The 12,634-nt window shown below is 63.9% G+C and carries 12 protein-coding genes; all 12 read left to right on the top strand.

The features are described from left to right. Positions 1 to 4 precede the first annotated feature (4 nt). Positions 5 to 994, top strand: a complete 990-nt coding sequence (locus ACFP9U_RS03975) for a type IV secretion system protein (protein ID WP_378619187.1) — start codon at positions 5 to 7, stop codon at positions 992 to 994. A gap of 17 nt (positions 995 to 1,011) precedes the next feature. Next, positions 1,012 to 1,701, top strand: a complete 690-nt coding sequence (locus tag ACFP9U_RS03970) for a virB8 family protein (protein WP_322449481.1) — start codon at positions 1,012 to 1,014, stop codon at positions 1,699 to 1,701. Further along, on the top strand, positions 1,701 to 2,540 hold the full coding sequence (locus ACFP9U_RS03965) for a TrbG/VirB9 family P-type conjugative transfer protein (protein WP_378619185.1): 840 nt from the start codon (positions 1,701 to 1,703) through the stop codon (positions 2,538 to 2,540). The genes ACFP9U_RS03970 and ACFP9U_RS03965 overlap by 1 nt, the downstream gene beginning before the upstream one ends. Beyond that, positions 2,540 to 3,706, top strand: a complete 1,167-nt coding sequence (gene virB10 / locus ACFP9U_RS03960) for a type IV secretion system protein VirB10 (protein WP_378619183.1) — start codon at positions 2,540 to 2,542, stop codon at positions 3,704 to 3,706. Before ACFP9U_RS03965 ends, virB10 begins: the two co-directional genes overlap by 1 nt. Continuing rightward, the gene (virB11, locus tag ACFP9U_RS03955) at positions 3,687 to 4,703 is read left to right on the top strand and encodes a P-type DNA transfer ATPase VirB11 (RefSeq protein WP_378619182.1); all 1,017 of its coding nucleotides are present in this window, start codon (positions 3,687 to 3,689) and stop codon (positions 4,701 to 4,703) included. Before virB10 ends, virB11 begins: the two co-directional genes overlap by 20 nt. A gap of 248 nt (positions 4,704 to 4,951) precedes the next feature. Then, entirely contained in the window at positions 4,952 to 5,452 is a 501-nt protein-coding gene (locus ACFP9U_RS03950; RefSeq protein ID WP_378619266.1) for a helix-turn-helix domain-containing protein, read from the top strand. Positions 5,453 to 5,615: 163 nt separating this feature from the next. Next, positions 5,616 to 6,629, top strand: a complete 1,014-nt coding sequence (locus ACFP9U_RS03945) for a polysaccharide deacetylase family protein (RefSeq protein WP_378619180.1) — start codon at positions 5,616 to 5,618, stop codon at positions 6,627 to 6,629. A 104-nt stretch (positions 6,630 to 6,733) separates the two neighbouring features. Further along, positions 6,734 to 7,579, top strand: a complete 846-nt coding sequence (panB, locus tag ACFP9U_RS03940; RefSeq protein ID WP_378619178.1) for a 3-methyl-2-oxobutanoate hydroxymethyltransferase — start codon at positions 6,734 to 6,736, stop codon at positions 7,577 to 7,579. Beyond that, positions 7,576 to 8,475: a pantoate--beta-alanine ligase gene (gene panC / locus ACFP9U_RS03935; RefSeq protein ID WP_378619177.1), complete on the top strand. Its 900-nt coding sequence runs from the start codon at positions 7,576 to 7,578 to the stop codon at positions 8,473 to 8,475. The genes panB and panC overlap by 4 nt, the downstream gene beginning before the upstream one ends. Positions 8,476 to 8,607: 132 nt before the next feature. Next, complete coding sequence (recQ, locus tag ACFP9U_RS03930) at positions 8,608 to 10,416, top strand: DNA helicase RecQ (RefSeq protein WP_378619175.1); 1,809 nt, start codon at positions 8,608 to 8,610, stop codon at positions 10,414 to 10,416. An 830-nt stretch (positions 10,417 to 11,246) separates the two neighbouring features. Next, positions 11,247 to 12,449 (top strand): TolC family protein, encoded by a 1,203-nt coding sequence (locus ACFP9U_RS03925; RefSeq protein WP_378619173.1) that lies wholly within the window; start codon positions 11,247 to 11,249, stop codon positions 12,447 to 12,449. Continuing rightward, on the top strand, positions 12,446 to 12,634 hold a 189-nt coding region (locus tag ACFP9U_RS03920), incomplete at its 3' end, for a hypothetical protein (protein WP_378619172.1). The genes ACFP9U_RS03925 and ACFP9U_RS03920, both read left to right, overlap by 4 nt.

The raw sequence follows: 12,634 nt of genomic DNA, 5'->3' as shown, positions 1-12,634 counted from the left end.
GCCGGTGGAGAATTTCCTGACAGACGTTCTCGGTAAGGTCGACGAGGCGGGCGGGTCCTTTTCGGAACAGGCATATACGTTCATCGGTGCCCAGATCGTGCCGTTGCTGACGGCGCTGGTCGTGCTGTACGTCGCCTTTTACGGCGTCCAACTTGTCACCGGCACCGCTTCCATCGGCGTTGGGGAGATGACGGGGCGCCTCGTACGGATGATCGCCATTCTCGCGCTGGTCGCCAACTGGCACGGTTTCGACGTGCTGTTTTTCGGCTGGCTCGACGGGACGCCGGAGCAGGTCGGCCGGGCACTGCTTCAGGCGACGCTGTCCAGGATCGACGATCCGGTCGGTGCCCTCTCGGAGATTTGGAACACGGCCAATATCGCGGCAACCGCCTTTGCCGCGCAGACCGGTTACGAAGACGGCCTGCCGAGCCTGGTCAGTTTCCTGTTCATCTTGGTCGCCGGCGCGTTCGTCGGCGTCGCCCTGGCGATCCTGTTTCTCGCCAAGGTCATGCTCTGGGTGCTCGTCGGCACCGCGCCCATTTTCATCGCCTGCATGCTGTTCGAGCAAACGCGCGGCTACGGCCGGGGCTGGCTGAACCAGGTGCTCGTCTACGTGCTTACGCCGATGTTCGTCTATGTGGTCACTGCGTTCCTCGTCATCGCCATGGAACCGAGCCTGAACGAGCTGGAAAGGCACATCGCCTTGAAGGACCTGCAGTTGAGCGATTTCGCCGTTTTCGTGCTTCTGTGTATCGCCGGTGCGATCGTCTTGGCGCAGGTGCAACTCCATGCACACGGAATCGTGCGCGGCATTGAAACCGGCATTGCCCGCGGCCTGGCGCGCGCGACCGGCCGTTTCCCCGCCAGGTGGATGGCCGAAGCGGCGTGGGAGCGCCATGGTCCCCGGCGCAATGTGTCGTCCGTGTACACCGGCAGCACCGAGAACATGCAAGCCATGCAGAACCGTATCAGCGCAAACAGCATGCCGCTGTAAGAACGAGGCAGGGTACGATGAGTGCAGGACCGGACGAACTTCGCACCTACTATCAGGACGGCGTCTGCTGGGAGGCGGAGATCATCAAGAAGGCGAAGCGTTCCCGCGCGCTCGCCTGGTTCGTGACCACGATTTTCGGCGCCGTCGCGCTCATCAGCCTGACGGTGCTGCTCATGCTCGTGCCGTTGAAGAGCTTCGAGCCGTACATCGTGGAGGTCGACACGAACACCGGGTACGTCGAGGTGAAGAGCGGCCTCACCCGGCCGCTGAACCTTACGGAGGAAAAGGCCGTCACGCAGGCCAACATCGTTCGCTACGTTCGCGCGCGCGAAGGATACGATCCATATCGCATCTCGGACAATTATCGCCTTGCCGCTCTTCTTTCCACGGCGCGCGCGGCAAAAGACCTCCAGAGCCTCTACAGTTCCGGCAACCCGAAGAATCCCAAGCGCATATATGGCGACAGCACGGAAGTGCTGGTCCGGATCAAGTCGGTCAACTTTCCCAACGACACCACCGCCATCGTGCGTTTCTCGACCGAGGAACGCACGAGCGTCGACTCGCTCACGCGGCACTACGCGTCGGTCGTGCGGTTTCGTTATACCGATACCCCGACGGCCAACAAATGGCGCTTCGAAAACCCCCTCGGCTTTCAGGTCTACCACTACCGCCGAGAACAAGAGACCGTTTCACCGGAGGCGGGCTGATGTCGAGATCTGATTTCGGCGGTGGTGTTTCCATCTTCGGCCGCGCGCTGATCGGCGCCGCGATGGTTGCCCTGACGCTTCCTTCCGCACAGGCGGGGCAAAGCCCGAAACCGGGCCGGCGCGACCCGCGGATCACCACTGTTACCTACAAGCCCAACGATGTCGTTCAGGTAAACGCCGCCTACGGGATCTCCACCATGATCATTTTCGACGAGGATGAAAATTTTGAGACCATCTCCCTGGGCGACACGGAGAGTTGGCAGGTCGTGCCGGCCAAGAAGGGCAATATTCTCTTCGTCAAGCCGGTTGCCAGGGATGTCCCGACCAATATGAACGTCGTGACGAGCAAGCGCGTCTACTACCTGGAACTGCGCGATCACCCGCCAGGTGGCAGGGATGTTTTCGGGATCCGTTTCATCTATCCGGAGAAGGATTTGAACTCTGCGCTCAGGGCCGAGGCGGAATACCGCGCAGCCTTCCCGAACATGTCGAAGATCGACAAGCAGAACGTCAACATCGACTATTCCTATTCGGGGACGGCCGCGCTCAAGCCGCAGATGGTCTTCGACGACGGAAAGAAGACCTTCTTCAAGTTTGGCGCGCGGATACCGGCGATCTTCGGGGTTGATGCGGATTATTCCGAAACGCTTCTCAACTTCCACAAGGAAGGGGCATATGTGGTGGTGGATGGCGTGGCTGAGCAATTCACGCTGCGCGACGGCGACGATTGGGTGTGCATCTTCAACCTCGCCGCGCCTGCTGTCGGTGAGCCCGATCCCGCCATCCATGGGCCGGCGCATGACGGGACCGCCAAAAAGCGCAGGGGCAGCGGTAACTGATGAAACGCTCCCCCGAACTCGATGCCCTGTTGACGGCTGACGAATCCGACGTGCGGGATTCGAATGCCGGGCGCAGCCAGGGCCTGCGCCTTGCGGTACTGCTCGCCGGCGCCGCCGTGATCATCTATTTTCTGGTCATGGGGCAGGACGCGCCGACCAACGCGGGACTGAGCGGGGACGAGGAGTTCCGCACCACCGAGTTGTACCCCTCTTCCTTCGAACGGAAGACGCCGGAACCACCCGAGCCGGTGGAGTTGCCGGAACTTCCTCCACCGCCCGAGGCGCCGGTGGAGCCGCAGATCCCACCGCCGCCGGCGCCCGAATCGGCCTTCCCAGCGCGCTACCTGTCGGGCCTGGTCCTCCTGGACGAGTCAACGGCCTCTGAAGGCGCGGACGATGCGGCCTTCGGCGGCGTGGCCGGGCAGGACAGAAACAGCGTCTTCCTGGGTGCACTCTCGGCGCTCGGAAACCGGACCGCCACTGCCCGGCGCCTGAAGCGGATCGATGCCCTCGTTCCCGAAGGAACCATGATCCCGGGCATTCTGGAGACCGCGATCAACTCCGATCTGCCGGGCCAGGTGCGTGCCGTGGTTTCGCGCGACGTCTATTCCTTCGACGGCCGACGGGTCCTGATTCCGACCGGATCGCGCCTGATCGGCGAATACCAGGCGGATGTCGAACGCGGCCAGACACGGGTCTTCGTCGTCTGGACCCGGCTCCTGCGCGAGGACGGCGTGTCGGTCCGACTGAACTCGATCGGAGCCGATGGAATGGGACGCGCCGGATTGACCGGACACGTGAACACGAAATTCTTCAAGCGCGTTTCGACGGCCATGCTGCTTTCCGTGGTGGGAGCAGGTGCCGGCTATCTGATCGATCCCAGAGAGACGTCAACGGAGGAGTTCGACCCGAGGACCGGGCTAACGCGACGCAACGTCAGTCGAGAAAGTGGAAAGGAGGCTGCAGTCGACTCGATCGTGAAGGCGACATCCGCAATAACGAAGAACGAGTTCAGCGCAAATCTCAACATACCGCCCACGATCAGCATTCCCCAGGGGGAGCGCATCTTCGTCTATGTGCGTCAGGATCTCGATTTCGCGACGCTCTACGACGATCCGGTGACGGAGGCGCTGAAGGAGATCAAGCGTGAGCGCAGTCTCGAATAGAACCGCCAGCGTCGAGTACTTTCTCAGACGTGCGCTGGCACCGGTCCAGACATTTCTCGACGACCCGCGCGTCGTCGAGATCGCCGTGAACCGGCCGGGACAGGTGTATGTCGAGCGCTTCGGCGCCGGTTTCATGGAGCACCACGAAATTCCGGATCTGACCGCCGAGGAGATCCAGAACATCGGTGAACGGGTGGCGGCGGTCACGGACCAGTTCATCAGCCCGGCTCACCCGATCCTCAGTGCCGCACTGCCGACAGGCGAGCGCATTCAGGTGGTGCTGCCCCCGGCGGCGCCGCTGGGCGGGACGATTGCCATCCGCAAGCAGGTGGTCCAGGACTTCACCCTGGACGAATATCGCGATAATGGCTCGCTCGACGGGGTTTCCGTCGCCGTCGGCGGTCTCAGCGACAGCGATCGGGCTCTGATCGATCTGCTCAGGCGCGAGGATATCTACGGCTTCATCGGCACGGCGATCCGCAACCGGGTCTCCATTCTCATCAGTGGCGGCACCTCGTCGGGCAAGACCACCTTTCTCAACGCCTGTCTCAAGAGCATCGACCCGCGGGAGCGGATCGTCACACTCGAGGATACGCGGGAGCTTTTCCCGCCGCAGCCCAACACGGTTCACCTCCTGGCTTCCAAATCCGATCAGGGTACGGCACATGTGACGATCCAGCATCTGCTCGAAGCCTCGCTCAGGATGCGGCCCGATCGTCTCTTCGTCGGCGAGATCCGTGGAGCGGAGGCATTTTCGTTCCTGCGGGCGATCAACACCGGCCATCCCGGGTCCATGTCGACGGTCCACGCCGATACGCCGATGGGGGCCTACGAGCAGATCGTCATGATGATGCATCAGGCGGGGATGGGCGCGGGATATGCCAAGCACGACCTCATGTCGTATATCCAGGAGGTCATTCCCGTTGTCATTCAGTTGCGCCGTGACGGCGGCAAGCGCGGCGTCTCGGAAATCTATTTCGCGCGCCAGACGGAATAGCTGTGCGCCCGGCAGAGGCCGGTTCGCTGCCTTGCGCTCGCCCGCTACCCCGGTGGCAGGTTCCAGCGCTTAAAGTTTATGTTAGTTTCTGGCGTCATATAGCTGCTTTTCAGTACCGGTGGGGCGTGCGCACCGTCGCTGCGTTCTCGGGCGGTGCCGTGCGGCGCTCTCCGAAAACAGCCCTGTGAGCAGTGAAGGGGAAACAGGTGTCGAGGATCAGCTTGAAAAAACGTGCGGCTGGACCCGACATGGACGCCTACAAGAAGCGGATGGGGCTGGTGGAGACGGCGGATCCCGATATCGCCAAGCCCGTATATCGCCGCCCCTCGTTTGACGGCGTTCGCACGCTCGGTGAAATGGAACAGCGGATCGCCGATCACTTGCGCGGCAAGCGCAAGGAGAAAGCGCTTTCGCGCGAGGAGCTCGCCGAACTGCTCGGGCTTTCGGCACAGGTTTACGGACGCTATGAGCGGGCGTTCTCCAAGATGCACGTCACGCGCATGATCCATCTGTGCGAGGTGCTCGGCCTCATGCCCATGGAGATGCTGTTCGACGCCGCACCGCACATCTGGGGCCGGACGCCCGAGGAGGCGGAGGACCGGCTGGCGCTGGCGAAGCTCGTGGTGGGATTGCCACACGCCGTGACAAAGGATCTGCTGCGCATCGTCGAGCACCTTTCCCAGGACGAAGAACAGCAACGGGCAGAGCAGATGAGGCAAGCACCGCGCCGTATGGCCGGCCGGGGGTGAGCGCCTCGGAAGGGTGAATGCGGGCCGTTTGCAAGGGGGCAGGCATCATGGGGCATGGCAGGCTTGCGAGCCGAATGACAGGCGGGGCGTTCCTTGCGCCGGAGGGGCCTTCAGCTCCGGAGACCGCCAAGTCTCTGCTGCGCGCTGCCGCGGAGCGAAGCGGATGAGACATGCTGTCATTCGGGCCGGCCTGGAAGCCACGGCGCTTTCCCGCGCGGCCCGGCTCGTCCCGACCGTCGGCGGGCGTGGACTGATCTTCACCCTTCACCACGTGCGGCCGCACGTGAATGCGCCCTTTTCGCCCAATGCCGCGTTGTCGGTCACGCCCGAGTTCCTGGAAAAGGCCGTGGTTGCGGCCCTCGACGGCGGGCTCGTTCCGGTCCACCTGCATGCGTTGCCGGCGTTGTTGGCCGAGCCGGACGGGCGCAAGTTCGTCGCCTTCACCCTGGACGACGGCTACCGCAACAACGCGCAGTTCGCCGCGCCCGTTTTTCGCCGGTACGGGATTCCCTACACGATCTTCATCACCGCCGGGTTCGTGGAGCGCAGGCGTACCCTGTGGTGGGAAACGGCGGCGGAGCTGGCCGGGCGCGGGACTGGCTTCGTCTTTGATTTCGGCCGCGGCCCGGAAGAGGTGCCGACGCGCACGCTGGCGCAGAAGAACGCCGCCTTCGCGCGCTTGGCGGATCATGTTCACGCGATCCAGGAGGACGAGGCCGTGGCACGGATCGACACGGCGGCCGCCGAGACCGGCATCGATGCAGGATCGATCGTTCGCGACCTCGTCATGGACGCGGACGAATTGAAGGCGCTTGCCGAGGATCCCCTGGTTCATTTCGGTGCCCATACCGTCACCCATGTCAACCTGCGTCGGGTGTCGGCGAAACGGCTGAATGAAGAAATCACCGAATCCGCGCGCGCGGTCGAACATTATGTCGGCAGCAAGCCGCGCTCCTTCGCCTATCCATACGGAGGGCGATCGGCCGCAGGTCCGCGTGAGATGGCGGCGGTCGCCGAGACGGGTTTTTCGGCTGCCGTCACCACGCAGCCGGGCCTTCTGGAGGCGGCATGCCTGGAGCAGCCGACCGGGCTTCCCCGGGTTTCCCTGAACGGGCTTTTTCAAAAGAAGCGCTATGTCGCGGCACTGATGACGGGGCTGCCGTTCCGGTTCACCTGACCAGTTCACGGCCTTGCGTAGCCTCTTCCGCGCGAGCGTAGCGACTTCGCATTTGCGCCAGAATGTGTCATATGCCGCCCACCGCCTGGTATAAGGAGGACCACATGAGCGCATCGAGCAAGGCAGCCGCCATTACCGCGCCCGGGATCGCCCGGCACAAGGGCAAGCCGCCGCTGGTCTGCCTGACGGCCTATACCACCCCGGTCGCGGAGCTCGTCGACGCCCACTGCGACATTGTCCTCGTCGGCGACAGCGTCGGCATGGTCATGCACGGGCTTTCCTCCACCCTTGGCGTCACCCTCGACATGATGATCATGCACGGCAAGGCCGTGCGCCGTGGGGTGAAGCGCGCGCTGATGGTGGTCGACATGCCGTTCGGCACGTATGAGGAAAGCCCGGAACAGGCCTTCCGCAACGCCGCCCGGCTGATGGCGGAGACCGGCTGCGCCGCCGTCAAGCTGGAGGGCGGCGAAGAGATGGCAGAGACGATTCGCTTCCTTTGCGCCCGCGGCATTCCGGTCATGGGCCACATCGGGCTGACGCCGCAGGCGGTGAACAGCCTCGGCGGCTACCGCGTGCAGGGCAGGGGCGAAGGCGCAGAGATCGTCAGGCGTGACGCAGCCGCCGTAGCGGAAGCCGGCGCCTTTTCCATTGTGCTCGAGAAAGTGCCGGATGGGCTCGGACGGCTGATTACCGAAGAAATTCCCGTTCCGACCATCGGCATCGGCGCGTCGGCCGCTTGCGACGGGCAGGTGCTCGTGACGGATGATATGCTGGGGATGTTCACGGCTTTCCGTCCGAAATTCGTCAAGCGCTATGCGGAACTCGGCCAGGCGGCGGATGAGGCTATCGCCGCATTCGCGCGGGAGGTGCGCGAGGGGCGTTTCCCGGCCGCCGAGCATGTTTTCGCAGACGAGATTCCGACGGCTCCACGGGGAGCAGCGGTATGAGCGTACCGATCGTTCGCACCGTCCCGGATCTGCGCGCCCGGGTGCGGGCGTGGCGGGAGGAGGGCGCGCGAATCGCTGTAGTGCCTACCATGGGAGCGCTCCACGAGGGGCATCTGAGCCTCGTACGTGCGGCGTTGCGTCGGGCCGACCGGGTGATCGTCACGCTGTTCGTCAATCCCAAGCAATTCAACAGCGCCTCCGACCTCGCCGCCTATCCGCGCACGGAAGAAGAGGATGCGGCCAAGCTCGCTCCGCTCGGGGTGGATATCCTTTACGCTCCCGGCGCGGAGGAAATGTATCCGGAGGGCTTCGCCACGACCGTGTCGGTGGGCGGTGTCAGCGAAGGCCTGTGCGGGGCCTTTCGTCCCGGCCATTTCGACGGCGTGGCGACAGTGGTCACGAAACTCCTGCTGCAGGCCGGGGCCGACCTCGCCTTTTTCGGCGAGAAGGATTTCCAGCAGCTGCAGGTGGTGCGCAGGCTGGTTCGCGATCTCGACATTCCCGTCGAAATCGTTGCCTGCCCGACGGTGCGGGAAGAGGACGGACTGGCGATATCCTCGCGCAATGTCCGCCTGTCGGAAAGGGAGCGGCAGATCGCGCCGAAGCTGGCGGGGGTTTTGCACCAGGCGGCCGGGCGGATTGGCGCGGGCGCCGCGGTGGACCGGACCCTGGCGGACGCCCGGAGCGCGATCCTGGCGGCGGGATACGAGCGCCTCGAATATCTCGAATTGCGTACGGAGGACGGCCTCGCCCCCCTTTCCTCGCTGGACCGTCCCGCCCGGCTGCTCGCTGCCGCCTGGCTGGGCGAAATCCGGCTCATCGACAATGTCCAGGTGATGCCGTCGCCGCAGAACGGCCTCGCCGGCGCCTCGGACCGGTTGCTGGAGGAAGGGTGATCCGGAGCCTGCCGCGCTCGGGAGGCCGGCGGTGGGCCGATTTTCATTGGATGCGGCGGAGGGGCACGTGCAAACGGCCCCTCCGGCTGTTATGAAGCCGGCGGAGCTTCGTTCCCGCCAGCCTGTGTTTCAATGTCCCAGCCCCTGCATATCCTGAAGACAGTCTACGGCTACGAGGCCTTCCGCGGGCGCCAGGAAGAAGTCATCAGCCATGTGCTTGCGGGGCGCAACGCCTTCGTGCTGATGCCCACGGGGGGTGGCAAGTCGCTTTGCTATCAGATTCCCGGGCTTTGCCGCCCGGGCCTGGGGATTGTCGTTTCGCCGCTGATTGCGCTGATGGCCGACCAGGTGGCGGCACTGCGTCAGGCGGGCGTGCGTGCGGCCGTCATGAATTCCACGCAGGCGTTTCAGGAAAGAGCGGATGTCTGGCGGGCGATCGGGGACGGTGCGCTCGATCTCCTGTATGTGGCGCCGGAAACGCTTTTGAAGCCCGAAACGCTGGAGCGGCTGAGCCAAATCCGGCTTTCCCTGATCGCCATCGATGAGGCGCACTGTCTCTCGCAATGGGGCCATGACTTCCGGCCGGAATACCGCCGGCTCGATTGTCTGGTCTCGCATTTTCCGGACACGCCGCGGATCGCGCTTACGGCCACCGCCGATGCGCCCACGCGTGGTGAGATTCTGGAACACCTGCGGATTTCGGCCGAAGACAGCTTCGTAGCAGGCTTCGACCGTCCCAATATCCGCTATGCCATCGCCGAGAAGGACAGCCCGAGAAAGCAGATGCTGTCGTTTCTCGAGCGCTTCAAGGGCGAGAGCGGAATCATTTACTGCCTCCGCAAACGTACGACGGAGGAGATCGCCGCCTTCCTCAACGAGCGCGGCTTTACCGCACTTGCCTACCATGCCGGCCTCGACAAGGCCGTGCGTGAGGCCAACCAGACGCGCTTCCAGCGCGAGGAGGGGCTGATCATCGTCGCTACCACCGCGTTCGGCATGGGGATCGACAAGCCCGACGTGCGTTTCGTGCTTCACCTCGACCTGCCGGGCAGCATCGAGGCCTATTATCAGGAGACGGGGCGGGCAGGGCGCGACGGATTGCCGGCGGAGGCGCTGCTGCTCTACGGGTATGACGATATCGCGCTGCGACGCCGGTTCATCGACGAATCGGAAGCCCCGGAGCAGCGCAAACGCATGGAGCGGCAGAAGCTCGACGCTCTGCTGGGCCTGACCGAGACGGGCCGGTGCCGGCGCGAGATGTTGCTCGACTATTTCGGCGATGCCCACGCCCGGTGCGGCAACTGCGACAATTGCGAGGCGCCGCCCGCGCTCTTCGACGCCACGGTTTCCGCCTTGAAGGCGCTGTCGTGCATCTACCGGACCGGCGAGCGCTTCGGACAGGCCTACATCGTCTCGGTCCTTCTGGGGGCCGAAGACGAGCGCATCGCCCGTTTCGGCCATGACCGGATCTCCACCTACGGCATCGGCAGCGAGCATGATGCGCGGCAATGGCGGTCCATTCTGCGCCAGCTTGTCGCGCACGGGCTGGTGTCGGTCGACCTGGCAGGCCATGGCGGACTCTCGATATCGCAAAAAGGCCGGGATTTCCTACGGGAAAAGCCGCAGCTGATGCTGCGCGGGCCGAAGCAGAGGCAACGCAAGGACAAAAGTGCTGCCGCACGCGCGGCTTCCGGCGCGGTCCCGGCCGAGGCGCAGGCGCTTTTCGAGGCACTGCGCGAAAAGCGCCTGGAGCTTGCCCGCGCCCAGGGCGTTCCGCCCTACGTCATCTTCCATGACAAAACCCTTGCGGAGATTGCCGCCGCACGTCCGGCAGACCGGCAGGCGCTTTCCGCTATTTCCGGCATCGGCGCGGCAAAGCTGGAGCGTTATGGCGACGTTTTCCTCAACGTCGTCGCACACCATGAGGGTGCCCGCTCCTAAGTCGGTAGTGCGCGCGTAAGCGCGCACGGCACCACTTTGCCTTTGTCTTTGCCGCATTGCTGCGGCGCACGTGATTCCCCCACCTAAAGGAATGCTCCAAAGCCTGTTTGTGACTTCGGACACGACCGGGTCGGAGCAGGGAAGGCGGGCTCTTTACGTCCAGAGCATTTTGCAGCCAAGTGGAATCACTTGGCGTGGCGCAATGCGGCGAAAACAAACAGATAGAGCAGCCAAGCGAACGGATGTGAGCGCACCCTGCTCTAGCGGAATGCGCGGGCGGCTGTCGGTGCCGAATCGTGCCGGTTCTCCACTCGTTTCTCGAAAGTTCGATATCCCCGGCTCCCGAACCTAATGTGGCTCGACAACTGATGCGTGTTCGTTTATGCCTTTCGTATATGATCTCTAGTTATAAACTATAATGTTTTCAAAGCGGTGATTTGACTATTTAAATATATCTTTCCGTTATGATGCAATACAGATTGCACGTAAACGCAGCTTCCGGCGGGCCTGAGCGGCGGTGACGGAGCGCGGGTTGGTTTGTCCGGAGTGTGTTCCGGGGCGACCAGTCGGAGGGCTGGCGTGCTGCCGAAAGCAGTACGGCCTGCGGGCAGACGCCACTGTTGGTTCGAGATGTTCAGGAGCGGATTTTGGTTTTCAGGAATTTCTGCGAAGCGTTAGCGGCTACCATCGTCACAGCCCTTCTCGTTCAAGGGTGTGTGGGCGCGGTTGCGGACGGGACCGGCGACCTTGCGGCCGGGAAAGCGGCGGAGCAAGCGCCAGGGCCGGAAGGGGAACGCGCGCCGACGCCGCAACGGCGGGTCCAGTCTGCGGTGGCTCCGACGGATTCGAAGCACGAGGGCGCCAGAAGCCTGCGAAGCTCCGTCGCCGCCGCACTCGGTCACAGTGCGGACGGGCGCAAAGCGCAGGCGAATCTTGCTGCTGCGGCAACGGACACCAAGATTGCCTACGCGGGGTACCAGCCGACCATCCAGAGTGGGGTCGGCGTCGGGACGGACGACACCTACGATGTCAGTGTGACGGTTTCCCAGCCGCTTTTCGATTGGGGGCGCACCCATCAAGAGGTCGGCAAGGCGAAGGCGCTGCAATCGGCGGCCTCTTCGCGGCTTTCCGCGACCTGGGAAGCGGATGCGCTGAACGCCGCAAAGGCACATATTGACCTGAAGCGAACGGAGGAACTGGTCGCGCTCGCCGAGAAGAACGTGACGGTTCACGAGCGTTTCACCGCCCTGGCGAAGGATCGCACGGAAGGCGGTGTCGGTGACGCCACCGAGATTGAACTTGCCGGCGTTCACGAGGCGACAGCCGAGTCGACGCAGGAGCAGGTCCGTGGTGCGCTGCTTGACGCGCGCAGTACCTATATCTCGAGGACCGGCGTTCAACCGGACAATCTGGCGCCGGTCCCGGAACTCGCCCTGTCGCTGCCGCAGGGCAGTGACTTCGAGGCGGCGACCGACGAAGCGCCGACCGTCAAGAGCGCCCGCGCGGAGGGGCAGGCGGCCCGTCACGCCGTGAAATCGGAACGGAAGGGCCTGTTGCCGACGCTGAGTGCCGAGGCTTTCGCCCGTCGTGACGAGAACGACAACGAGACCGAGACGGGCATCGGGCTGCGGCTGAGGGGGCCGACACTCGTCGGACTCAGCAGCTTCAGCAAGGTGGAAGCTGCACGGTTGCGCGCCGAGAGTGCCACATGGGCCGCCGAATCGGCGCGGCGCGAGGTGAGGCTGCAGGTTCATGAACTCTTCGACCGCGAGCCGATTCTCCGCAAGCGGATCGGCATTCTTTCGCAGCAGCTGAAAAAGGCGCGCGCCCTGCGCGACCTTTACGAGGACCAGTTCAAAATCGGCCAGCGCAAGCTCGCCGATCTGGTCAATGTGCAGGCGGACGTGTTCCGCTTTGAGCGGGAACTGGTGGAAGCGCACGCCAAAATCCGCGAACTCCAATACTCGGCGGCGGCTTCCCTCGGAACACTGGTGGAGACGCTCGGCCTGAAATCGGGCGGAGGCATGGAATGACGGCAAAAGGAACCGGGAGCAACGAAAAGAAGCCGGTGCCGGGGCAGGCTTCGCACGGCCCGCGCGACGATCTGCTCGAAGGGCTTCTCCTTCTGTGCCGGCTTCATCACCGGCCGACCACGGCAAGCGAGTTGACGGCCGGCCTGCCGCTCGCGGACGGACGGATGACGGTGCCGCTGCTGCGC

Source organism: Nitratireductor sp. GCM10026969 (assembly GCF_042660605.1).
Taxonomy (GTDB): domain Bacteria; phylum Pseudomonadota; class Alphaproteobacteria; order Rhizobiales; family Rhizobiaceae; genus Chelativorans.
Note: the sequence above shows the minus strand (reverse complement) of the source record. Positions and strands in the feature narration are given on the sequence as shown.